This window comes from Acinetobacter sp. NIPH 817, from assembly GCF_000368405.1.
GTDB lineage: Bacteria > Pseudomonadota > Gammaproteobacteria > Pseudomonadales > Moraxellaceae > Acinetobacter.
The window spans coordinates 1048879-1072802 of the sequence record NZ_KB849420.1; the positions used below are offsets into that span (position 1 = coordinate 1048879).

The 23924-nt window shown below is 35.4% G+C and carries 21 protein-coding genes; 18 read left to right on the forward strand and 3 right to left on the reverse strand.

The genetic code is table 11. The features are described from left to right. The 11 genes from F968_RS08645 to F968_RS08695 all read left to right on the forward strand — a co-directional run. Positions 1-414: hypothetical protein (locus F968_RS08645; RefSeq protein ID WP_004792243.1), on the forward strand; the 414-nt coding region annotated here is incomplete at its 5' end. Positions 415-564: 150 nt separating this feature from the next. After that, on the forward strand, positions 565-933 hold the full coding sequence (locus F968_RS08650; protein ID WP_004792244.1) for a hypothetical protein: 369 nt from the start codon (positions 565-567) through the stop codon (positions 931-933). Positions 934-1130: 197 nt separating this feature from the next. Beyond that, positions 1131-1559 (forward strand): hypothetical protein, encoded by a 429-nt coding sequence (locus F968_RS08655; RefSeq protein ID WP_004792245.1) that lies wholly within the window; start codon positions 1131-1133, stop codon positions 1557-1559. A gap of 199 nt (positions 1560-1758) precedes the next feature. Further along, complete coding sequence (locus F968_RS08660) at positions 1759-2478, forward strand: response regulator transcription factor (protein WP_004792246.1); 720 nt, start codon at positions 1759-1761, stop codon at positions 2476-2478. A gap of 91 nt (positions 2479-2569) precedes the next feature. Further along, positions 2570-4030 carry an indoleacetamide hydrolase gene (iaaH, locus tag F968_RS08665; RefSeq protein WP_004792247.1) on the forward strand — a complete coding sequence of 487 codons (1461 nt, stop codon included), beginning with the start codon at positions 2570-2572 and terminating at the stop codon, positions 4028-4030. A 696-nt stretch (positions 4031-4726) separates the two neighbouring features. Next, positions 4727-5788, forward strand: coding sequence for an HlyD family secretion protein (locus F968_RS08670; protein WP_004792248.1), 1062 nt, complete (start codon positions 4727-4729; stop codon positions 5786-5788). Between the two features lie 24 nt (positions 5789-5812). Beyond that, the gene (locus F968_RS08675) at positions 5813-7360 is read left to right on the forward strand and encodes a DHA2 family efflux MFS transporter permease subunit (protein WP_004792249.1); all 1548 of its coding nucleotides are present in this window, start codon (positions 5813-5815) and stop codon (positions 7358-7360) included. A gap of 188 nt (positions 7361-7548) precedes the next feature. Then, complete coding sequence (locus tag F968_RS08680; protein WP_171065166.1) at positions 7549-8337, forward strand: hypothetical protein; 789 nt, start codon at positions 7549-7551, stop codon at positions 8335-8337. Further along, the gene (locus F968_RS08685) at positions 8334-9920 is read left to right on the forward strand and encodes a GH3 family acyl-acid amido synthetase (protein ID WP_004792254.1); all 1587 of its coding nucleotides are present in this window, start codon (positions 8334-8336) and stop codon (positions 9918-9920) included. The genes F968_RS08680 and F968_RS08685 overlap by 4 nt, the downstream gene beginning before the upstream one ends. Beyond that, a complete protein-coding gene (locus tag F968_RS08690) occupies positions 9917-11245 on the forward strand; it encodes a TolC family protein (RefSeq protein WP_004792256.1) in 1329 nt (442 codons plus the stop codon). The genes F968_RS08685 and F968_RS08690 overlap by 4 nt, the downstream gene beginning before the upstream one ends. Then, positions 11238-12401, forward strand: a complete 1164-nt coding sequence (locus F968_RS08695; protein WP_004792258.1) for a hypothetical protein — start codon at positions 11238-11240, stop codon at positions 12399-12401. The genes F968_RS08690 and F968_RS08695 overlap by 8 nt, the downstream gene beginning before the upstream one ends. 201 nt (positions 12402-12602) lie before the next feature. Here the strand turns inward: F968_RS08695 and F968_RS08700 are convergent, their stop codons facing one another. Further along, positions 12603-13043: an HD domain-containing protein gene (locus F968_RS08700; RefSeq protein ID WP_004792260.1), complete on the reverse strand. Its 441-nt coding sequence runs from the start codon at positions 13041-13043 to the stop codon at positions 12603-12605. A gap of 812 nt (positions 13044-13855) precedes the next feature. On the opposite strand from F968_RS08700, the gene F968_RS08705 reads away from it, so the two are divergent. The 3 genes from F968_RS08705 (at position 13856) to F968_RS08715 (ending at position 16500) form a co-directional block, all read left to right on the forward strand. Further along, positions 13856-14410, forward strand: a complete 555-nt coding sequence (locus tag F968_RS08705) for a TetR/AcrR family transcriptional regulator (protein WP_004792261.1) — start codon at positions 13856-13858, stop codon at positions 14408-14410. A gap of 153 nt (positions 14411-14563) precedes the next feature. Continuing rightward, the gene (locus tag F968_RS08710; RefSeq protein ID WP_004792263.1) at positions 14564-15835 is read left to right on the forward strand and encodes an AAA family ATPase; all 1272 of its coding nucleotides are present in this window, start codon (positions 14564-14566) and stop codon (positions 15833-15835) included. Continuing rightward, complete coding sequence (locus F968_RS08715; RefSeq protein WP_004792266.1) at positions 15832-16500, forward strand: HNH endonuclease; 669 nt, start codon at positions 15832-15834, stop codon at positions 16498-16500. Before F968_RS08710 ends, F968_RS08715 begins: the two co-directional genes overlap by 4 nt. A gap of 236 nt (positions 16501-16736) precedes the next feature. Here the strand turns inward: F968_RS08715 and F968_RS08720 are convergent, their stop codons facing one another. Then, positions 16737-17474, reverse strand: a complete 738-nt coding sequence (locus F968_RS08720; protein WP_004792269.1) for a hypothetical protein — start codon at positions 17472-17474, stop codon at positions 16737-16739. Positions 17475-17960: 486 nt separating this feature from the next. Here F968_RS08720 and F968_RS08725 point away from each other — a divergent pair, with 486 nt between their 5' ends. From F968_RS08725 to F968_RS08735, 3 genes are all read left to right on the forward strand, one after another. Further along, positions 17961-18794, forward strand: coding sequence for a hypothetical protein (locus tag F968_RS08725; RefSeq protein ID WP_004792270.1), 834 nt, complete (start codon positions 17961-17963; stop codon positions 18792-18794). 110 nt (positions 18795-18904) lie between these two features. Next, on the forward strand, positions 18905-19423 hold the full coding sequence (locus F968_RS08730; RefSeq protein ID WP_004792272.1) for a GNAT family N-acetyltransferase: 519 nt from the start codon (positions 18905-18907) through the stop codon (positions 19421-19423). 79 nt (positions 19424-19502) lie between these two features. Then, positions 19503-20453: a DUF6602 domain-containing protein gene (locus F968_RS08735; RefSeq protein ID WP_004792274.1), complete on the forward strand. Its 951-nt coding sequence runs from the start codon at positions 19503-19505 to the stop codon at positions 20451-20453. Positions 20454-20580: 127 nt separating this feature from the next. On the opposite strand, the gene adeT1 is transcribed toward F968_RS08735, so the two are convergent. Continuing rightward, the gene (adeT1, locus tag F968_RS08740) at positions 20581-21576 is read right to left on the reverse strand and encodes a putative multidrug efflux protein AdeT1 (protein WP_004792276.1); all 996 of its coding nucleotides are present in this window, start codon (positions 21574-21576) and stop codon (positions 20581-20583) included. Between the two features lie 494 nt (positions 21577-22070). Here adeT1 and F968_RS08745 point away from each other — a divergent pair, with 494 nt between their 5' ends. Beyond that, positions 22071-23843, forward strand: a complete 1773-nt coding sequence (locus tag F968_RS08745; RefSeq protein ID WP_004792280.1) for an amidohydrolase — start codon at positions 22071-22073, stop codon at positions 23841-23843. The last annotated feature ends 81 nt before the right edge of the window (positions 23844-23924 follow it).

Consider the following 23924-nt stretch of genomic DNA (forward strand, 5'->3'; position numbering starts at 1 on the left):
TCTGACAATTCTGACAATTCTGACAATTCTGACAATTCTGACAATTCTGACAATTCTAAAAATAAGAAAATTCTGATTAAAGTTATGGTTCTATTTTCACTACCTATTTTTTATATTTTCTATTATCAATCAAACTCAGAAAGTAAGTTTTTACAATTTTCTTCAAGCTTGGTTAGAGAGACAAATAACAATAAAATTACTGTATATGTAAAAAAGGATTACATAGCTTTTTTTGAAAAGAAGAGACCACATGAAGCTAAAGGTGATTATATTCCTGTTGATGATGTAGAGGTAATATTAAGAGGAGTAGGAAAAAATGCATTACTGCGGCAGAAAAAACAAATAGGAAAAAAAGTAGAGAACGAGAAGATAGAAATACCTAATGACTCGATTTTTATTGTACGGAAAGATTAATTTTATAAAATAATTACAGCACTTATAGTGGTGGAAGTATAAATAAAGATCAGATAAGACATAAAAGCTCATCGAAAAATGGGCTTTTTTGTTTATAAATATCTGATTTATTTTGGTAATATGTTTTAAGTTAATTTATTAGATTAAAAAATGAAAAGATATTTGTTATTAACTTGTATCATCGCTTCAAATAGCTGTATGGCATATTCTGATACTCCTAGCTTTCAAACATCGTGTGAAAATATAAGCGTACAAGCAGTAAAAGTTATGGAAAGGAGACAAGCAGGTGTAACCTTAAGTCAGGAAAAAGAAGCACTCAGAAAATTCATGGGAATACGTAAGTATAATTCTGAAAGAGTAAAATCCGCATTTGAAACAGTCATGAATAAAATTTTAATTGAAGTTTATAAGGAGAATATCAAAGAAAATGACTTTGAAAATGAAATAATGATCAGTAGCTTTAGACAAAAAATTTTCAATAAATGTTTATCTGGTGAGCTTATTGATGAGTCAATATAAATTCTAAAATTGAAAAATAAAAAGCTTCTGTTTTGAAAAGCTCGCATAGGTGGGCTTTTTTATTGATTCTATACGTTTAATGAGTTTATTTAGTAGTAAAGAAAAAACAAAAGAATAAGATGTAGGACAATAGATTTTTTACTAAATTTATATAATATTTACGTATTCCACTATTTTGTAATGAGCACATTAATTTTATGAATAGAATATTATTATATTTTATAAGTTTATTGATTATTAGTCCAGTGTACAGTGCTGATGATTTTTTCGAAAAAAAACCTTCTATTTTAATTGCTAAAGATGAAGAGGCTCAAAATACTAAAAGTGGTGAGAGTGTTGTTTTTTTTGAGTCAGCAATGCAACAAAAAATAGATCGTACAAATCAACTTTTTAGAAGGGCTGAGCGAGATAAAGATGTTCTATTCCAAACGTCAAATATGAGTGATTATGATAAATCACAATATTACAGAGAAAATAAGTTTGCTAATTATAGAGGTTATTCTCCATATATTGAATCTGCACCTAATAGAAAAGTAATTTCAGAAGAAGAATATGAACAACTAATGGAGCAAAAAAGAAAAGAGAGAAAAGTTGATCGAAGCCTTTGGTACCTATTAGATAAGTAATTTCAGAAGATGAATTTCAATAGTTAAAAGTGCCATAGGAAAACTAGAAAATTAATATTTTTACGGACAAAATATAGCTATTACCTACCAAATCAAAAAATAGTTATGTTATAGAAAAGGATGGGATTGGTATTAAGCTCAAAGGAAGCACTTAACCGATCTTCTTAAAATTCGATGGATTTCGTTAAATAGGTAGAGGATGACCGCACTTTTAGAAAAGGATTTCAGCCCGTCTGAGTTTACATTGTTTTCTGAAATATTATGGAAACTTGGCTCAGGAAAAGGGCAATATAATTTACGTGAAAATATCATTGCAGATATTGCCATCTTGTTGCGGGCTGATTTTGCCGCGTCTTATATTTGGGATTCAACGCATAACTTATCGACAAAAGGTGTGATATGGAAAATCGATCCTAAAGCGATGGAGGACTATGAGTGTATCTGGCAATTTGATGATCCCATTACAGCACAGCTTCATAAACTCCAGAAACCGACATTTGTAAATGAAGTTATGTCTCTCGCAGCCCTTAAAAGAACACCTTATTACAATGAGTTTTTACGGGCTTATGGTTTGTATCACGGTATAAATATTTATTTTGTCCGAAATGGTATCGATATTGGTGATTTACGCATTTGGCGTGCGCAAGACGCTGACATGTTTGGTGAGCGTGAAAAAAGAATATTAAATCTGCTTGAACCTTATTTTACCCAAGCCTTACCACTAGATTTATCAACACAATATGGTCTGACTCCACGTGAACAAGAAGTGGTTCATTTGGTCTCTAAAGGTTTAAGTGATAAAGAGGTGGCAAGTTTACTAGGTATTGGTTTTACCACATTAAGAACCCATCTGAATAATTCTATGAGAAAAATAGGCTGCAATAATCGCACTGAAATGGCCTTACTCATTCAACATTAAAACAAAGCAATCCTCAATTTTGAGGATACGAATTATCAAGCAATTTGTACTAAGTTCTTAAGATCACAACTTAAATGGATTTTAAGTCATCATGTCAAATGCAGTTGAAAAGAATAATTGGACTGAGTTACAGGGTTTAGCAAATGCTTCAGTAGATGTTATCACTCAACTGATTCATGAAAGAAAAGTATCTTGTGAAGAACTCGTGCATCACTACTTTGCTGCTATTGAAAAACAGCAATCTTTAAATGCATTTATTAGCACAGATAAAGCTTCAGCAATTCAACAAGCTCAATATTGGGATAAATACCTACTGAGTGGAAAACCATGTCCAGCTTTAATGGGTATTTTAATTGCGGTTAAAGATAATATTCATGTTGCTGGTTTCTCAAATAGTGCAGGCACACCAGCTTTAGCTGATTTTAAGCCTCAAAGTTCCGCACCGATTATTCAAAAACTTATTGACCACGGCGCGATCATTGTTGGTAAAACCAATATGCATGAATTGGCCTTTGGAGTAACCGGTTATAATACTGCCATGCACATTGAAGGCGTTGTCGGTACACGAAATGCCGTAAACCCATTACACATTGCTGGCGGGTCTTCTTCGGGTAGTGCTGTGGCTGTTGCCGCTGGAATGGTTCCGATTGCGATTGGTACAGATACGGGTGCATCGATTCGTTTGCCAAGTGCATTAAATGGTTGTGTTGGCTTTCGTCCAACGGTGGGAAGATACTCACAAGAAAGTATTACCCCAATTTCACATACGCGGGATACGGCTGGTCCTATTGCACACACAGTATCTGACATTATTTTAATTGATCAGCTTATTACTCAAGAGCCAAGAAAAAAACCATTACCGCCTTATCAAATTAGGCTCGGTATCAATCCATATTTTTGGAATAATTTAGACGAAGATGTTCGTAAGCAGGCGCATATTGCGCTTGAGCTTTTAAAAGAGGCAGGAGTTGAAATTATTAATGTCGATATGCCGAATTTAGAACAACTCAATCACGCTATTTCATTTCCCGTTGTCATCTATGAAGGCAAATATGACCTTATTGAATATTTAAAACATCATCATGAAAATTTGACTATTGAGACTGTAGTTGATCAGATCTCAAGCCCAGATGTTCAGACAATTTTTAAACAGAATATCCTTCCTCAATTAATTCAAGATCAGATGGGGCAACTTGTTCCTGTTTTATCTTTCTATGAAAAAGCCATAACTGAAGCTCGTCCTCAATTGCTTGAACTCTACCAAAATACATTTAAAGCGTATAACTTACATGCTTTATTACTTCCGACATCACCGATTGTGGCACCACTCGCAAATGAACAAGCCAACTCAATTGAAAATTTCCAGACACTCATTCGAAATACAGATCCCGGCAGTAATATCGGATTACCGGGGCTGAGTTTACCCATTGGAAAAAGAGCGAAATCGAAACTACCAGTTGGATTAGAAATTGATGGTTTACCTCATCAAGATAGTGAAATACTTGCGATTGGGATGACTTTAGAAGAAATATTTAAGGTTTTAAATAAGTAAAAAATAAACCGATAATTCTCTATTTTTTAAATAAAAAAGAGTTAAAAGTAACTCTTTTTTAGATTAATTTTATTTTTGAATAGTGCTTGGTTTCTTCAAAATAAGTTGGATTTAGTCTGAAAATTTTTACGGTATTTTACTTAATGTGGTTAATTATAAATATATTAAAAATACATATTTAATAAGCTATGCTTTACTATTGTTAATAAATCAGCATATTTATATTTTATACTTCTATAAATATTATAAAAATTCTCGAAGAATTTCTTTAAATTACATATTGCTCTAATTAAATCAACACAATTCATACAAAGAAAACGCTAGTTTTTAATATTAGTGCAATAAATTTTTCTATCAATTAATTACTTTTATATAAATAATTATATTTTTAAGTTATTGATTTTATTTATTTAAATTAATTTTTAAAGAGGGTTTTTATAATTAATTTTTTTAGAAAATATAAAATTACATAATTTTTAAACATATTTTTTATAGCATGCAGTGTATTGGCGTAAATAGAAAAAATATATGTCAAAAGGGTCAATGATATTTAATCGATTTAAGAACCATAATTTGCACCAAATTTTACGCTGTCACGATTCATTGAATAAACCAAGTGAAAAGTTACGTAAAAAAGACGCTAATAGTTTATTGGTGTAAATAAAAAATCGAATATTACAAATAAACGGAATGAATATGGATAACGTAGCTCAGCTAGAAACTGACACTGATTTCCAAAGTCGAAAAAAGATAACTTGGGGTGTTTTTAGTGTCCTGCTGTTATTTTTAGTCGCAGGCATCATATATTATTTTTTTGTATACCGATTTTATCAATCTACTGATAATGCTTATGTTCAGGCAGATGTTACTTGGGTCATGCCAAAGATTTCAGGCGAAGTGATTGAGTTATTAATTAACGATAATCAGGTGGTAAAAAAAGGGGAAACTTTGGCGGTATTAGACCACCGCGATTATCAAGCCCGTTATGACCAGGCGAGTTCTGTGGTCAGCTTAAAAGAAGCGGCGCTTGGTGTACAACAGCAAAATGAAAAGTCTGCTCAGTCTTCCATTGCTGAAGCAAATAGTGGTGTAGTGGCAGCGCAAGCAGATTTAACTCGTTTAAGAAAAGATTTTGAACGTTATCAAGATTTACTAAAAGATGGCGTGATTACTCGTCAAAACTTTGAAGGCATTCAGTCTCAATATTTAACCGCTCAAGCACAGCTTAGTAAAGCACAAGCCGCCGTAAATGCAGCAGAAGCTCAGTTGGGGAGCTTACAAGCCAGTCGAGCACAACTTTTAGCAGATATTCAAAGTGCTCATGCAAACTTAAACCTATATCAGGTTGATCTGGCTTCCTCAAAAGTGGTAAGTCCTGTAGATGGCAAAATCGGTAGTCTTGCAATTCAAAAAGGCTCACGTGTTTCTCCGCAAACGCGCTTAATGGCGATCATTCCGGAAAACAGTTTGTATGTACAAGCCAATTTCAAAGAAACCCAAATTGAGAAAATGCATATTGGTCAGAAAGTTGAACTCAAACTTGATGCCTATCCAAGCCTAACCTATAGCGGAAAAATTGAGAGTTTTTCACCAGCATCAGGCGCAACTTTCTCACTCATGCCACCAGACAATGCCACAGGAAACTTTAACAAAGTTGTTCAACGTATTCCTGTACGTATTGCCATAGATTCAAGCCCACATATCGATTTGATAAAACCTGGTATGTCGGTTAGTGCCACCGTTGACCTAAGAACTTAATAATAAAATTTTAGGTAATAAGACATGAATAAGTACGTTGACGCCGAGTGGATGTTTCCCGCAAAGACGGCATGGGCAATTTTTGCTGCCATGATTTTTGGCAACTTTATGGCGATTCTTGATATTCAGATTGTGGCGAGTTCTTTAAACGAAGTTCAAGCTGGAATGAGTGCAAGTCGTTACGAAGTCACTTGGGTGCAAACGGTTTATTTAATTGCCGAGATTATTGCAATTCCAATGTCGAGTATTGTCTCGCGGGTGCTTTCAACACGGGTGTATTACACCATCTGTGCAATTGGTTTTACGGTCAGTTCTTTACTTTGTGCGTTGGCATGGAACTTAGAAAGTTTATTGGTTTTTCGTGGCATTCAAGGTTTTATGGGCGGCGGCATGATTCCGACCTCCATGACCGCATTGTATCTACTTTTCCCTGAAGCAAAACGCTCATTGCCTTTGGTGATGTTTGGCATGATCAGTACTTTGGGACCAGCCATTGGCCCAACCATTGGCGGCTGGCTCACCAATAACTTCTCATGGCACTGGATGTTCCTGATTAATATTATTCCGGGGATTATCATTGCTACGGTCATCTACTCGGGCCCAAATATCGACCGTGCGAACTATTCACTCATCAAAAGTATGGACTGGTTCAGTCTGGTGGGTATGGCGATGTTTTTGGGTGGGCTTGAATATTTCCTTGACGAAGGTGCACGACATGACTGGCTTGCAGACACAGGTGTTCGTATTGCTTTCATGATCTGCGTTGTGGGCGGCATGATTTTCTTTTCTAGAAGTTTTACCCAGCCTAAACCTTTACTCGATTTATCCGTATTTAAAAATAAAAACTTTACCTTAAGTGCCATCACAACTTTTGTGATTGGCATGGCGCTCTATGGCTTGGGTTACATGATTCCCGTGTTTCTTGGGCAAGTCCGTGAAATGAATAGTAGCCAAATTGGTCACGTCATGATGGTGACGGGCATTGTGATGTTCTGCTTTGCGCCGTTTCTTGCATGGCTTATTCCCAATTTTGATACCCGAAAAACCGTATTTGTTGGAATGATTTTGGCGGGTTTTGGTGTTTGGCTCAATTCACATTTGAGCATTCATAGCGATTATGACTTTATGTTCTGGCCGCAAATTTACCGTGGTATTGGTCTCATGATTTGCCTGATTGTGGTTTCGCATTTAGCCATGAGCACTTTGCCACTTAGCAAAGTAGCTGATGCCAGTGGTATTTATAACCTGATGCGCAATATTGGCGGCGCGGTTGGACTGGCACTGATTAACTCATCATTAGATTGGCTGACTGCGCTACATGTCACCCAGATTAATCAGTCGATGACACCGCAAAACTGGATTTTCACAGAAAGACTCGACCAGCTCACGGCGCAATATCAGGAAGTTGGTGCAAATGCACAGCAAATCGCGCTCAGTGTGATCTATCGCGACATTCATTTTCAGGCACTGACATCGAGCTTTAATGATTTATTACGCATGCTCGCAATCATTATGTTTGTGACCGCATTTTTAACCATCTTTATGGATCGGGGGAAGAAAATGAACATGTAGCGATTTAGAAATAAAGAGCAGCTTTCAAAGAATGAAAAACAATAGGGCATATCAAAACGTATCCCTTCATAGAAAAAGAACATTGAGATGAGTTTTCTAAAATCGGTTGATGAGATCGGGGAACTCGCAAATTAGAGGTGGAAGGTTAAAGGATTATGATTAATACAACGTATAAACTAATTTCAAAATTGAACCTGAAAAACACGACTTATGGTCAATATTTTGAAAAAGAGCAAATCGATACTGAGCGATTAAAAGTGATGTATTCCATTTACGAACAGTATTATGAAAATACGAGATTTTCTATTTTCGTAGATGATTTCCAAAATAAAAGCGGTGCAATCTTAATTTTTGATTCACAAACAAATGAGATTGTGGGCTTCTCTACTGTTGTGGTGCAGCATTTCTACTTAAACGGTAAGGACTACACCGTGTTATTTAGTGGTGATACCGTCATTTTGAAGAAGTTTTGGGGTACGCGTAGTCTACAAAGTACCATGCTCAAACTCATGATCAAGTTAAGAGTGAAATATCCATTTAACGAACTCTATTGGCTCCTGATTTCTAAAGGCTATAAAACCTACCTGCTACTCGCCAATAACTACTATGTGTATTACCCAAATATTAAAGATGAAAACCAGCATCTCTCGGAAGTCGTCGAACACTATTGTGAGAAATTCTTTGGCGAATATTATGACAAAGATGCAGGCCTGTTAAATTTTGGAGATGACTATCAACCATTAAAAGGTGAGGTCGCACCAATTACTGCCGAAATGAGAGAAAAGAATCCGAATATTCATTTCTTTGAGCAGTTGAATCCGACATGGAAAGCAGGCACAGAACTACCATGTATCGGTCGATTAGGTTGGAAAGATATTGCCCGTTTCCCAGTGAAGCTCATCACTAAACCTACAAGTAAGGGAAAATTTGAAGCCTGTGTAACGTCTAAAACAAAACGTAGAGAGGCCATCCAATGAAATCTAATGAATGGCTAACGCTTGGCTCGCATCTGATTTTAAAAAAATGGTGTGATGCATCTGACCGTAATTTTCAAAAACAGTTTAATGCTTTAGAAGCGACACAACGTCAAATCTTGCATTCGATTTTACAGACCTCTACGTTTGCTAAAGATAAAAAAGTTCAAAACTATGAGCAGTTTGTAAAATCATTTCCTGCGACACGTTATGGCGCATGGCGAGAAGATATTCAACGTTACCGTGAACAAAAGCTTTCGCTCTCAAGCAGTAAACTAGTTCGTTTCCAGCCGACCAGTGGTTCGAGTGAACAAATTAAGTTTATTCCATATACCAAGCTGTTTTTAGATGAACTTGATCATGCGATTGCACCGTGGATGGCAAGTCTATACCGTAAATGCCCACAGCTCAGTTCAGGCACACATTATTGGTCGGTGTCGTGGTTGCCTGAAAGTCAGCGTGAAGTTTTAAAAGATAAAAACTTAAATGATGACAGTGCGCTACTCGGTGTTGGTAAGCGAATTTTGTCTAATTTTACTCAAGCCGTTCCAAGTAATGTTGCCTTTGCGGCCAACGCGGATGATGCACTCTTTGCCACCATTTGTTATTTGGTCACAAACCGTAACTTAGCCATGATTTCGGTGTGGAGCCCAACGTTTGCGCTGCAATTGCTGGAACGTTTGGAGTCACTACAAAAAGACGTGATTGAGGTTTTACAAAGTGGTTCATGGGGCAATCGTCAGGCTTCATTAAAAGAAGTCACCGCACCGCGCAGCCCTGAAAGTGCTCAAGCATTAATGGCAAGTTCAAACGGCGAACAGATCGACTTTAAAAAGCTCTGGCCAAAGTTAAGTCTAGTGTCGAGCTGGGACACCGCAGGTTCAAAAGCTTGGGCCGAAAAATTAAAAGAAAAATTGCCCAGTGTTCAGTTTGAAGGCAAAGGGTTATGGGCGACCGAAGGGGTAGTTACGATTCCCTATAACGACCAATACCCGCTGGCATATCAAAGTCACTTCTATGAATTTGAATATCTAGAAGGTGATAAACAAGGTCAAATCATTCCATCTTGGCAGCTTAAAGAGGGTGATGTGGTGAGTCCGCTGATTACCTCTGGTAATGGTTTGCTTCGTTACTGTCTGGATGATTGCTTACGGGTTACGGGCTTTATAGAGCAAATTCCGTGTTTTGAGTTCCAAGGCCGCCGTTTTGGGGTAGATCTGGTCGGTGAAAAACTCGCGCCTGAAACAGCTCATCAGTTATTGTCGCAGTTAAATGAAACAGAATCGAAAGCGATTTCTTTACTCGCGATTGATACCCAACAGCAGGTTAAACCATTTTATTGTGTGCTTTTTGAAGGCGAAATTCATCACAGCATTAACAATGAATATATCGACAGTATTTTACGTCAAAACTTCCATTACGAACTTGCTCGAAATTTGGGACAGCTTGACCAGCCTCAAATTCGCCAAGCCAATAATGGTTGGAATGCCTATAAAAAACTTGTCATGTTTGATGGCATTATTGAAGGCAATATCAAACCTGAGCCACTCAAAAAAGTCACCCTCAATAGTTTGGAACAACTATGAAAGGGATGAAGCCATTTAATACTCGGTTTTTAACACTTCGACACGCCTTATATTTAGGCGTGTTGGTTGTGTCGAATACACATGCTATGACTTTAGATGAAGCTTTGTCAGCCAGTTTAAGACATGAAAGTCAGCTTGAAGTCAGTCGTTTAAGCGTGAACCAGTCCACCGCTATGCTCGAACAGGCCAAACAGCGTGATGGACTCAAAGTCAATTTAGTTGGGCAACTGGACTATGAAAGAATAGATACACCTTCACACGTCCTGTTTCCAACCGAAGGAAATCGTAAAGGTCGAAGTTTGCAATTACAGGCAGATTATCCGATCTATACCTCTGGCCGACACCGTTTAGGAATTGATGTTGCCGAAAGTCAGCTTTCTGCACAAAACCAAGGTTTGTCAGATCAGAGATCGGAAACCATTTTAAACACCGTGATGGTCTATACCGACGTATTAAAAAAGAAAGCCATTTTAGAACTTAGACAGAAGACTATGGCAAATCTACAACGGTCTTTATATGAGTCAAAGCGCCGTTTTGACGTGGGCATGATTACCCGTGCGGACTTGGCTCAGGTTTTGGCGCAAGTCGCACAAGGACAAGCCGATATTACACAGGCTCAATCTAACCTGACCGTAAGCGAAGCACAGTTTTACCAAGTAACGGGTGTAACGCCTGACAACCTTGTTGCGATTAAACAACTACCCGCTATTCCCGCTAACTTAGATGAAATTTTGGCGCAAACCAAGAACCATCCGGCTTTAATGCGTAGCAAATATGAAAAGCAGGCTGCCGAGAAACAATATGCTTTGACCAAACGCGAACTCTGGCCAACGGTGATGCTCACCAGCCGTGCCGGAAAGCAAGATGAGGCAAGCTATATTGGCTCAGAAAGCAATAACTACATGGTTGGGGTGCAGCTTAATGTACCGCTCTATGACGATGGTTTAAATCGCGCCAATGTCAAAAAAGCACAGGCCGATATCGATTTGGCTAAGCAAAAAACACGAAGTCTTGAACTAGATTTAAATAAGCGAACGCGTACCACCTATGCGCAGCTTCAAACCATTCGACAAAATAAAGAAGCACTAGCAAATGCCATAGAGGCTGCGTCTATTGCCTTTGTCTACACACGTAAAGAGTTTGATGTGGGCACCAAAACCACGTTTGATTTGCTCAATACCGAGCAGAAGTTACTCGATGTCCAAACCCAAAAAACAGTCAATGATCAAGACGAAGTGGTGTTTGTCTATCAGTTACTCGACCAAATGGGGCGTTTAAATAACTTGGTTCCCGTACAAACCGCACAACAGGTGAATAATGAATAAAACAAATACACCGCTTACTGATAATACGCTTATTACCCGTGAAGCAAATTTGGCAGATGATCAGGCTTTACGAGAGTTAATTGCGGTGCCGATGACCACCAAAGGCATACAAATTAGCTTTCAGCGTGAGCCGAGTTATTTTAGGGCGTCTGACATTGTCTATCGGCATAAACTGCACGTCGTGATTGAAGACACCGAGAGTCAAAAGAAGGTGGCTTGTTATAGCAACGGTTACCGTCCATGCTATGTCGATCGAGCCATTCAAAATTTAAGATATGCGGGAGATTTACGGGTAGATCACAGCTATCGGGGAAAATCACTGGTTAAGGTTTTAGCAAAGCATGTAAAACAAACCATGCATGAACCGAATTATAGCCAAATGATTATTTTTGATGATAACCACGCCGCGCGCGCTGCCATCCAAACAGGTAAAACGGGAATGCCTGATTATTATGACGAAGGGCTTATTGAGACATTAAGCCTAACCGACACTGGCGCAAAACGAAAAATCACGGCTTTTTTAAAGCAGACTTCTCAGCAAAGTGACATTCAAGAGATCCGTACATGTGTTGCCGAAGCTCAACATGTGGAAGCTATGAACCAGTTTATTAGCGACATGGCCGAGTTTTATAACTTTATTCCTGCCTATAACTTTGAAGAACTGGCGCAAGGACATCAATATTTTTCAGGAATAAAACTCTCAGACTTTTCACTTTATTTTAAGGGTGAAAAACTAGTGGGCATGTTTGGTTTATGGGATCAGCATACAATTAAGCAAACCAAAATTTTGCATTACAGTTCAGCCATTGGTGTGCTTAGACCTATTTACAACTTGTTGACTCCAATTACTAAAGGCATGCGTTTGCCTAAACTCGGGGACTCTATTCAGTACCATGTGCTACACACCTTAATGTGCCATCCAGAAGATTTGGCTTTGCATCATAAAATGCTCGAAGATGCCTATAACAAGTCAAAACAGCAGGGCGTTGGCGTGGTGAGCTTTACGCTTTCCCATAAAGACCCGCGTTATCAGTTAAACCAGTTTTATAAAGGCGAACGCTTAACAGGTATGCATGGTTTTATTAGTTATGAAGGCGATCCACGACCACATTTTGATAAAAACTTGATTCCATACTTAGAGGTTGGACGTATTTAACCTTTAGATAGGTTCGCCGTAGATCATAAATGAGAAAAAATTTGCTGAATTCTTGGGTGCGTTAAATAGAATTGAGCAAATATATGCGTAAAATGGTGAATGTTAGCTAGAGCAAGAGTCCTTTTTCAGGGGGGATTTTGATTACGTTACAAAATCAAATTGATCGTCTTATATTTTATAAACCTAGCTAATTCGACCTTTTCATTCCAACCTATCTTGGGCCGTTGAAACAATTAACATGGTTTGAAGGTAATAATCTACACGTGAGTGATTATTGTCCTTGTGTGAGTTGTGCGCATTAAAGGCTGCATCATGAAGTTTCACGACTCGAGCGATCGGATTCGAACTACAACGAATTAAATATTCTTCGCGTGTTTCAGTTTCCCGTTTAGTTAATGCATCAACGGCATCACGGACTTCTTTTCCAAACAAACTTTCGATTTTGTCTAGCGTAAGAGGTGTGTCTTCAACGCTATCGTGTAGAAGGGCTGTAATAATATAGACTTCTGAAAATCGGTGCTCAATTAACGAATTGACCACACCTTTAATATGATAATCAAAGTAATCATGAGAACCATACTTTTGACCTTGATGAGATTCTTTTGACAATTTCTCTGCTAATTCAACTTTATTTTGAGTCATTTTTTGCTCTTATCACTTTAAGTATATGACACGGCCTAATTTGTGAGATAGGTCGCTTAATTCATAATTTTATACTGAATAGCCACTCATAAAAAATATCTATTAATAAGATTAGTCACTCATTTTTATATATTCATTCTTAGTTAAGAGGAGCCAATCTAAACCTTAAGTTTTTGAAATTTTAAACTTTAACTTAATGATATAAAAGTAGATTGTAAATATTACTTAAGAATTTCCTTAATTATGTAATTAAATGAAAAACAATAATTATTTAAATATTTTCTAGCCAATTTCACATTGACACTTCAAATATTCAAGATTACCATTTGCGGGCTGGCCTACATTGCCAGTCGGTTGTCGCAGACCGTTTTAAGACCACATCAGGATTATTTCTTCTGAGGAATAGTTTTGTGTGAGCATCTCCTCGTTCCCTCCCGTTGCGGTAGGACGGGAGAGGGACACCCTCGGGTGTGCTGGAGTCTTAACCAGTCTGCGAACCCTCTTCCGTTCTGCCACCATAATTTTAATGTCTTGGCAGAACTCCATATATAAGGAGTTGGCTTTGCACATTCATCATTTCTTGGCAGCCATTGCCAAAAGCTATAACAACACAGCTTAAAACATTTAACGCAGCTTGATCGCCGTAAGGCTTTTTCAGGCTTTAGCTCGTTATTACTTAAAACTTAGACAATTAAAACTTGAGATGTGCTGAGCACAGTCTTTACGGCTTTGCTATGCCTTTTTTTCTCCCAAAGGCAGCGGTTTTTATATCTCATTTATATACAACAATAATTTTTTATAACGGTAAAAATATGCCACATATAGATCTTCCATTTCGTGCTTTAAGCGTACTTCATTCAGCAAGATATTTATTTAACAAACACGGCTTTCATAATGTTGGGATAGACCGAATTATTGAGTCGGCAAACATCCCTAAAGCTACCTTTTATAACTACTTTCACTCAAAAGAACGACTCATTGAAATGAGCCTAACCTTTCAAAAAGACGGCCTTAAACATGAGGTCATGTCGATTATCAATGTTCAAAAAGAATTAACCTTAGTTGAAAAACTCCGCAAAATTTATTACTTACATGCCGATTTAGATGGGCTTTACCATTTGCCGTTTAAAGCGATTTTTGAAATTGCTAAAACACATCCTAAGGCTTATCAGACCGTAGTTGATTATCGAAATTGGCTGATTAATGAAATCTATCATTTGCTTTTAAAAAGCAATGAAAATGCTTCAAAACAAGATGCGCACATGTTTTTGTTTGTGATTGATGGGGCAATGGTTCAGCTTTTAGATTCCACCAAACCAGATGAACGAAAGAGATTGCTTGAGTATTTTTTATTACAGTTGTTGTGACATTTGGGAGGGTAATTGAGAGACACATTCTATAAAATGGATATCAAGAAATTAAATTTTGAAATGTTTAATCAAGATAGGATCAGAAGCATTATTTAATGTAATATAAATATATTCATATAGTTAATAAACTAAATTTTATAAGAGCTTTAAATGAAATTTGAAAAAATCACCCTTACTGAATGGCGACAATTTTCTAAAATAGATATTGAGTTTCATCCTAATGTGACTGTCATTACTGGTGCAAATGGTGCAGGTAAATCTACAATATTAAAATTATTGTCGAAGCATTTTGGATGGGATCATCCATTTTTAGGTACTCCTTTTTTTTCTAAAGAGCAAGGTGCTGTTCAATACAAATCTATATTTACACCATTAGTTAAAAATAATGAAGCTTATCATTATTATGGTGATTCACTCGGGAAAATTATTTATTCAAACAATGCAGTAGCAGATATTTGTATTAACCAACAAATACAGTCAGAAGTTCAATTCAATCTAAATCTAACGGATCAGCTACAAATTAATGGGGTACACATTAATTCGCATCGGCCGGTACCTAGATATGAACGATTGCAAAATATTCCTACAAATCCAATGGATGCGTCACAAGCTTTTGATAGTTATCTTAGAGAGACTTTTAATTTATTTAATAACAGTTATACACAGCATTCTCCTACTTATAGAATGAAAGAAGCGATAGTTTCAATGGCTGCATTTGGTCCTGGAAACCAATTTGTTCAAAAAAATGAAAAAATTGAAAAACAGTTTTATGCTTTTAAGGAAATATTAAAGCATATTTTACCTATTGAGTTAGGTTTTAAGGATTTAAGCATAAGAATGCCAGATATTGTTTTAGAAACTGATTCTGGTGATTTCTTATTAGATGCCTCTTCAGGAGGTATAATGTCTATTATTGATTTGGCATGGCAAATATTTCTCTATTCGCATGATAAAGAGGAGTTTGTTGTAACCATTGATGAACCTGAAAATCATTTACATCCATCTATGCAGCGTTCCCTACTTAATGATTTTGTTAAGGCATTCCCTAGGGCACAATTTATTGTTGTAACGCATAGTCCATTTATAGTTTCATCCATTCGTGATTCTAACGTATACGCATTAAAATACGAAAATTTTAAGGATGATAATGTAAATAAAGTTATAAAAAAAGTTGTGTCTCAAAAATTAGATCTTGATCAAAAAGCTGCCACTGCAAATGAGATTCTGCGTGATGTTTTAGGGGTTCCTGTTACCCTTCCTAAGTGGGCTGATGAGGATCTACAGAAAATCTGTTCAATGTTCACAGTAGATGATATTACAGTGGACGGGTTAAGAAGATTAAGAAATGAATTAAATCAAGCTGGGCTAGGAGAGTTTTATCCAGAGGCACTAAATAATATTGTGGAAGGTCAAAAACTATGATTAAGATAAATAAACTTAATGAACCTACTGTATTAGTAAAAAATGCTTACAAGTGGAAAACTAGATTATTAAAAATTATTACTGAGGATAAAACTCCAACTCAATATCTTCTATCAAGATATAGTGACCCAGAAATTAAGAAAAGACTAATTGAAGAAACACATGGTAAATGTGCTTATTGTGAAAGTAAATTATTACATATTCATCATGGAGATGTGGAGCATATTTTCCCTAAATCATTAGATGAGTCAAAACGCTATGAGTGGGAGAACCTAACACTTGCTTGTGAGGTATGTAATCAGAAAAAGTCAAATGTGGATCCTAATTTGAATAATATTTTAAATCCATATACTGACTCTCCTGAGGCTAGCCTAATCTTTTTTGGTGTTCTAGCTAAGGGAGCTGATAATAAAGGAGAGTCAACTAGAATATTGTTAGATCTAAATAGAACTGCTTTAGTCGAAAGGAGACAAGAACGTTTAGATAAAATTATATTAATAATAAAAGAGTTAAATAATTCAGGTCTACCTATCAAGGCACGACAAGCTATTTATCAAGATTTAATTCAGAATGAAGCTTCAAATAAGCAAGAATATGCTTCTATGGTGCGATTAGCTATTAAATGTTTTGAGGGTGGCATTGCTTCAGAAATAAAGGCTGCATAAGTAAAAGGGAGTGAAAGCTCCCTCTTTTTCTTCTTAGGAAGCATATAGAACTCTATTGTAGTTATTTATAAGTATGCGTGATTCTCTAACTATTGAAATTGGAAATCAATATATAAATTACTTAATTAAATAAACACGGATATCTCAAAAACATCCGTGTCGGAAAAGACTTAAAAATTAATTATAGTTTTCGCTGCCAATTTAATAAGTGGTCGTTTGATAAACAACCTAGCTCCTTATTTTTTTATTTTCATTAGCTTTTCTCCTAGCTGCTGTATTTCTTCAGCCGTTTTACCATTACCGTTTCCACTATTTAAAAAATAGTATATTTTGAGGTTATTGTTATTAATACCCACGTACTTTGTAACCATTTTCTTTTTATCGTAGGAACTATATTTTTTTGTATACACTGGAATTTCAAGTTGCTTTGCAAGAGCAAGTGAAATTTCTAAATTTTTGTCGTTATTTCTGTAATCAGTAAAAATAGCTGCACTTTTCTTGCCATTATTCAAATTTTCGACATAAGCAATGTCACAATTTTTAATTCCTTTGGCTTTCCAAGCTGGACTCAATGTGATGTATGGAATTGTTTCGGCATCAGCGTAGCGTTCAGGATTGCTTTCAGGTTTATTTTTATAATATGGGGTAGTCTGAGATACAAAGTACCCATTAGGCTGAATATAGCCTTCATATAATCCTTTTTCTTTAGTTTCCTTTTTTGCAATTCCATAACCTCTATTTTTCGTAAATCTATTTTTTGTAGCTTCTTCTTGATTTATACCTCCAACTAGGTTGGGTAATAACCCCTCATTGTTTGGATGATATGCATGTCTTGAGCCATCTAAGTTTAATGCTAATTTATTCGTTTTAAAACTAGGAGCTGTATCAGTGTTAGTTTGAGCTAAAGCAAGATTAGTTGATAAAGCCAAGCTTATTACAAGCAATTTTGGGCTTTTGATTAAATTGAATTCCATATTGTTATGACTCCTGAGCAGTAGATTTTTAATTTTTTATTCAAAATAAAGGTGAGTAATCGATTTGTTGTATTGCTAAGGTTCTTCATAATTGAAGGTTAGATCTCCACTATAAGTTAACATGGCTGAATAAAATAAAACAGTAAATAATTTTTTAATTCTTCATTATGAAACTATTTCTTATTTAAAAAATATAGTATTAGTTTTATTTTAAAGGTAATTAACAAAATTTATTTCTATTTAGTTTTTTTAAATTAATGATGGCAGTTTTTTTTGGCATCTGTCGCCTCAGTGCTCATCTCATAAATACTGATAAATTTTAAAATTACAATAATATATACATATAGTTAATTAGACGTTGTAAGATAAAATATTTCCCTAATGTAAATATATGATTGCTTGTTAAGTATTACACAATTAAAAATATTTGATTTTTTTAATAATAAATGATTGTATATAATTAAAATAATACTAAATGGAATTTTTATGAAAATTATAATATTAATAGCAATCTCAATAACTTTATCTAGTTGTAATTTATTTCCAAAGTATCAAACACCTTATAATATTCCAGAAGTAACTATACAGGGTACAGATTGGTATGGAGGCAATATGCTTACATCAACTAATAGGCGGTATTGGCTAACTTATGAGAGAGCTATTGAAGCTGAAGGTTATAAGACCAGCAGAACAAATCAAATTTTAACAAAAGCTAGTAAGGCAGGAGATTTCACTACTATAGATTATCAAATTCCTAAGGATGGCAATAATTCAATGAGGCAGAAATTAAATAGGCAGCTCTTTATCGAAGGAAGTATTTACGCTAGATCTTTATGTTTATCATATTTTCAGAACGCATCTTTTACGAAAGCTCATCGGGAAAATTTAAGAAGACAATCAAATATTACGGGAGGACTCATATCTGCTGCTTTGGGTTTAGCTGATGCTTCAGTAAGTGCTATAAGTGGTGTAGGTGTGGCTTTTAGTAGTTTAGATTCAAGTTTTGATGCTTATAACACATCTTTTTTAGTCAGTCCCAATTTAGGATTAGTCGAAAGAGCTGTCTTTACCCAATTTGATGCAATCTCTGAAAAATATAAAAATTTTGAATTTAATTATGTTGCTGAAACACTCAAAGCTCTTTCAGAATATGATCAAACATGTAGTCAAACAGGCATGCAGGCTATAGTAGATAATGCTTTATCAAAAGAAATCACAGAGTATCCTACTTCAACACATCTAACATCTGATATCGTAGATAATGCCGTAACAGAAGCAAATAAAATAAAGACAACTACAGGAAAAAAAGATGGTAAGTAACTAGCGCATCGTAATCACAATATATTTATTTCATCATATCTATACTAAACCCTAATCAAACAGTACAAGCTATCAGGGTTAATTTTATTCAAATAACTTTGAGAAAAAATATGAAAAACATTGAAATTTTAGAAATAAATGAAATTAGCCATTATGAAGAAGGCTTATCTCTACTATTAGAAGATTCTGTAAATAACGGAGCTTCAATAGGATTCTTAGCTCCTATAGAAAAGAACGAAGTTTTAAATTATTGGCGTAAGGTCAACCATAAAATAGCAAATGGTAATAGCCGTCTATGGATTGCTATTCAACAAGGAAAAATTGTAGGTAGTGTTCAATTGTCTTTGGTGAGTAAAAAGAACGGCGTTCATAGAGCAGAAGTTGAAAAACTCATGGTTCTGACAACAGCAAGAAAGCAAGGAATAGCAACATTACTAATGGATGAATTAGAAAATTTTTCAAGAGAAAAAGGTCTAAGCTTACTTGTCTTAGATACACGTGAAGGCGATGTGTCCGAACTTTTATATAGCAAAATTGGATTTGTCCGTGTGGGTGTCATCCCAAGCTTTGCATTAAGTTCAGATGGGAACTATGACGGCACAGCTATTTATTATAAGAAGCTTGTTTGAGTATTACTAAAGGTACTTATTAATAAATTTTATAGATAACTTATTCTATATAGTCTTTTAATTTTAAAGGAGAATAATCTTGAGCTCTAATTCATCAAATCAAATTAATAAGCTATTCAAGGCAAAAATAGAAAATTTTAAAACGTCTTTTATAAATAATTCGAGAAATTTATATACAAAAGATAAAGAAGAGGGGTTAATACATCCCTCAGAATTCGGTATGTATAGAGAAGAATTAGTAAAAGAATATTTGAAAAATATTTTACCAGATAGAATGGAAATTGGATCAGGGTTTGTAGTGACTGCAAATGGGCTAGTTAGTACTCAGTGTGACATTATCATATATGATAAAACAGTGACGCCCTTAATAAAGAATGAAAAAAATCAAAGGTTTTTCCCAATAGAATCGGTTGTAGCCATTGGGGAAGTTAAATCAAAATTAACTTTATCAGATTTGAAGGATGCTTTATTAAAGTTAGCTAAAACAAAAGGTTTAAGAGATGTTTTATATTCTCCAGCTTATGTATATAGTATAAGAAATAAAAAATCTACTGATGATTACAAACCTGAAAATGATGAGTTTGATCAAATTGTTACGTTTTTGATTTGTGAGAAATTTTCTTTTCCTATAGAAGAGACGCCTTTAACTAATATTATACGGTGCTATGGCGATTCGTCACCTCATAGGCCATTTTGTCATAGACATAATATGGTTTTAAGTATTGAAGATGGTTTATTAACGTATGTTTTAGATGGATATACTATATATCCATTTCCATCTAAACTAACATCTGTCTTTAAATTTGATGAGAAAAATAATATCACTGAAGAGAGCAAAAAAGTTGAGCGTCTTAATTACAGATTTATTAAGCCTATTAATAAAGAATCAATTGAACATATCCGTCATTTCACAAGCATACTACATACAGGACTGATTAGTGTTTCTGTTTTATTTCCAGACTTAGCAAGATACATTCCAGATGAGGAAGATGTACAAATGTTTGACTGTGTTCAAAATTATAAGTTTTAATTATATAGAGCTAATTTTAAAGACAATAAGTACTTTATGGAATAATTTAAGGTAGAACTTATACTATAGGTTCTACCTCTTAACTTTATATAAATGCTTTAAAAAGATGCGCAGATGTTTTGAGTGTTCATTCATCGTTTAATGCACATTCAAAGTTACTTGGGTTTTCTTTACATCTCACCTTTTTCAAAAAATTCATCATTTTAGGGTCGTAGATGCCTGCTTTTGTTAGCTGTATACGCGCTTCGCGCATCATTTTCATATAGTTTAATTGTTCATTTTTAGGAATATCCATCCAATATTTTGAAGGAATATCACTTTCATATTTTGCAATAATGCCAAACGTTCTATTGAGTTGACTAGCTACCCAAGTTCGTGACTTTTGCCCAAAACCTGCTGGAAACTGGTCTTTACGAATAATGAAATTGGCTGAAATTTGAGTCAAAGGAAAACGAACAATAGCTCCTTTCTCACCTAGACCTTTGTGTAGTTCAAAAGGTTTAAATGCCACAATAGGAGCAGGCACAATATCAATTTCATGGTTATTAAATTTCGCACCAGCATTGGTAACATCTACAGATACAGCCTGACCTCCAACATGTTGCACAAGCTTGGGTTGGGCTTCATCATATTTAAATACCCCAATTTTTTTACCAGCAGCTTTAGCGAGTGTATTTATGCTTCTATCATTAACAAATAAATATGCAGGGCCAATTGTGCCTAAACCTGCAATTTCGTAAGGACCTACCACCATGTTTTTTGCTGCCATTGGTGAAGATAACAGCTTATAGGCATTAATTGCCGTTTTCATATTTGTTAATGCGCCAACTGCATCTAACGATCCTGTATATTTATTAAACTGACGGCCACGTAAGCCACTAATAATTGCTCCGTCACATTTGCCGACTTTTAAGTCTTCAGCCGCCACTCGTTCATCAACATATGCTTTTAAAGATATATCAGCTCCCCAATTTTTGGCTTCAAGAGCATAGTCTTTGGCTAAAGCGAAAGCATCTCCCGATTTACCAATTGGATCAAAAACACAGACTTCTTGTTGCTTTGCGTAAATAGTTGTTGTTAAACATGTGCTTGCAATAAATAAAATAGTTTTAAAATGATCCATATTTAATTATCCATTATTTAAATTATAAAAATTATTTTATAAATCTTGGTTAGATTAGATATGACATTTCAATAAAAATTTTAAGGGGAAAAGTCAAAAGATAGCTTTAGGTAAGGAAGTCATTTAATGATTTTTTAGAATATTTATTGTCCGATTTGCGGACAAAAATCTCATAAATCGGTATTTTCTCTATTCTTTTTATATCCTTAAATAAACTTAAAAATTAGTTTATCCATTCCACAATGGAGATTAATTTATGGAAAACTTAAAAACAAAAATTGCGATTATGGACTCAGTGCTAACGAACTTACCCAACAGTGAAATAGAGATTTTTGCGAGTAGTGCAAAGCATCGCAATGAATCATCTAAGTGTATCAAGAGCAAGAAAACTGTAGTCAATGGATAGACCTGAGTACTCAAAGACTTGATGCAAATAAATCAACAAGAAGATTAGAAAACGATTATTAGAATTTAAATGTTTTTTGGAGTTAACAATGAGATTTAAAAAAGGATTTTTAGCACTTAGCCTAGGTTTGCTCTTTATAAACTTAGGATGTGCAAACAATGATAGTGATGACAATAATGCTGCTGCAAGTATTTATATTAATGGAAAAATTTATACTGCCAAAGATAAAGATTCCCTTCAACAAGCCATCGCAATTGCCCATGACGGAACCATCATAAAAGTAGGCAGTAACGAAGAAATCAAAAAAATTGCAGACAACAATACACAAGTTATCGATCTTGAAAATAAAGTTCTAATGCCAGGTTTAATCGATAGCCATATTCATGCCTTAGCTTCTGGTGTAGAGGCGATATTAGCCACTATGGATAGCGGTGATACCACCATAGATATTTCTAAAGTTGAAGCAAAACTTAAACAAGCCAGTCTCGATGGTACGGGAGTTGCTGGAGATGTTCTATTTTTAAATGGTTTGTCATCAGAATATTGGGAATTGGCCGACCAACTCTCAAATGTATTTAATAATAATGAATGGAAAGATCGTCCTATTGCTTTAGTGGGTAGTGACCATCATACAGCTTGGGCAAATCAAGCACTCCTAAAGAAAGCTGGTATAGATGCAAACTTCATTAAGCAACTACCCCCAGATGAACAGCAAAATATTGCACATAATGAAAACTTTGAGCCAACTGGATTTGTAATTGACTCTGGCTGGGATATGGTGAGTGATAAAATTCCATCTGTGTCACATGATCTGCTTTATAAAGGCTCTAAAGAAGCAGTCAAATACTATAACAGTTTGGGCCTTACTGCATGGATGGATATCGCTGCAAATGCCAGTCCAAATAAGGGAATTACCAATATTAAAAATACTGAGGAAACACTAGGGATGATTCCAATGTATAAAGAATTATCTCAGAAAGGAGAGTTAACGGCGCGAGTATCTGGTTTGCATGTAATCAATTCAAAAAGTACGCCCCAAGTGTTTAACATCATTGAGTCAATCAATAGCAAATATAAAAACATAGATAACTTTAATTTAGTGGGTGTGAAAGTATTTGCGGATGGAGTATTAGAGTTTCCAGCCCAATCGGCTGCATTACTTGGTCAGTACTTTAATAGTAATAAGCAAGGAACTCTATTGTTCGATCCAAATACTTTTAAGCAGGTTGTTGATGAAGCGGATAAGCGAAATATGCTTGTTCATATCCATGCTGTTGGGGATAGAGCTGTACACGAATCTTTAAATGCCTTTGAGTACGCTCGCTCAAAGCGTCAGAGCAATGTCCCACATAGTATTACTCATCTTCAACTTGTAGACCCTAATGACTATAAGCGCTTTAAACAAAATAATGTGATTGCTTCTATGCAATTGGCATGGGCCTATGAAGATAGTTTTAATAAAGAATTGGTAAAACCTTATATCGATGCAACTTCTTATAAGGGCATGTATCCTGCACATTCGCTGTTAATGAACGGCGCAACAATTGCTGGAGCAAGTGATGCACCAGTTTCAACAGCCAATCCTTTTATCGCCATGGCGACTGCAATTACACGAAAAGGAATGGAAGGAGAGGTTTTAAACCCAGCAGAAGCGATTGATCGAGATACAGTATTTAAGGCTTATACGATTAATTCGGCTAAAGCACTTTATTTAGATAAAAGCATCGGTACGCTTGAAGCAGGGAAAAAAGCCGATATGATTTTAGTAGATAGAGATATTTTTAAAGTTTCACCTGAACAGTTGGCCGAAACCAAAGTGGTGTGGACTATCTTTAATGGAAAGAAAGTCTATCAAAAGTAATCTGGCTGTTTAGGCTTTAAGGTGAGCTGAAGAAAAATCAGCTCACTCGCTGGATCGCTTTATACAGCAGTATTGCTAAAA

What these genes read in the sequence shown, in the direction of transcription:
- F968_RS08650 (WP_004792244.1), top strand. Translation starts at nt 565, where the DNA reads ATGAAAAGATATTTGTTATTAACTTGTATCATCGCTTCAAATAGCTGT.
- F968_RS08655 (WP_004792245.1), top strand. Translation starts at nt 1,131, where the DNA reads ATGAATAGAATATTATTATATTTTATAAGTTTATTGATTATTAGTCCA.
- F968_RS08660 (WP_004792246.1), top strand. Translation starts at nt 1,759, where the DNA reads ATGACCGCACTTTTAGAAAAGGATTTCAGCCCGTCTGAGTTTACATTG.
- iaaH (WP_004792247.1), top strand. Translation starts at nt 2,570, where the DNA reads ATGTCAAATGCAGTTGAAAAGAATAATTGGACTGAGTTACAGGGTTTA.
- F968_RS08670 (WP_004792248.1), top strand. Translation starts at nt 4,727, where the DNA reads ATGGATAACGTAGCTCAGCTAGAAACTGACACTGATTTCCAAAGTCGA.
- F968_RS08675 (WP_004792249.1), top strand. Translation starts at nt 5,813, where the DNA reads ATGAATAAGTACGTTGACGCCGAGTGGATGTTTCCCGCAAAGACGGCA.
- F968_RS08685 (WP_004792254.1), top strand. Translation starts at nt 8,334, where the DNA reads ATGAAATCTAATGAATGGCTAACGCTTGGCTCGCATCTGATTTTAAAA.
- F968_RS08690 (WP_004792256.1), top strand. Translation starts at nt 9,917, where the DNA reads ATGAAAGGGATGAAGCCATTTAATACTCGGTTTTTAACACTTCGACAC.
- F968_RS08695 (WP_004792258.1), top strand. Translation starts at nt 11,238, where the DNA reads ATGAATAAAACAAATACACCGCTTACTGATAATACGCTTATTACCCGT.
- F968_RS08700 (WP_004792260.1), bottom strand. Translation starts at nt 13,043, where the DNA reads ATGACTCAAAATAAAGTTGAATTAGCAGAGAAATTGTCAAAAGAATCT.
- F968_RS08705 (WP_004792261.1), top strand. Translation starts at nt 13,856, where the DNA reads ATGCCACATATAGATCTTCCATTTCGTGCTTTAAGCGTACTTCATTCA.
- F968_RS08710 (WP_004792263.1), top strand. Translation starts at nt 14,564, where the DNA reads ATGAAATTTGAAAAAATCACCCTTACTGAATGGCGACAATTTTCTAAA.
- F968_RS08715 (WP_004792266.1), top strand. Translation starts at nt 15,832, where the DNA reads ATGATTAAGATAAATAAACTTAATGAACCTACTGTATTAGTAAAAAAT.
- F968_RS08720 (WP_004792269.1), bottom strand. Translation starts at nt 17,474, where the DNA reads ATGGAATTCAATTTAATCAAAAGCCCAAAATTGCTTGTAATAAGCTTG.
- F968_RS08725 (WP_004792270.1), top strand. Translation starts at nt 17,961, where the DNA reads ATGAAAATTATAATATTAATAGCAATCTCAATAACTTTATCTAGTTGT.
- F968_RS08730 (WP_004792272.1), top strand. Translation starts at nt 18,905, where the DNA reads ATGAAAAACATTGAAATTTTAGAAATAAATGAAATTAGCCATTATGAA.
- adeT1 (WP_004792276.1), bottom strand. Translation starts at nt 21,576, where the DNA reads ATGGATCATTTTAAAACTATTTTATTTATTGCAAGCACATGTTTAACA.
- F968_RS08745 (WP_004792280.1), top strand. Translation starts at nt 22,071, where the DNA reads ATGAGATTTAAAAAAGGATTTTTAGCACTTAGCCTAGGTTTGCTCTTT.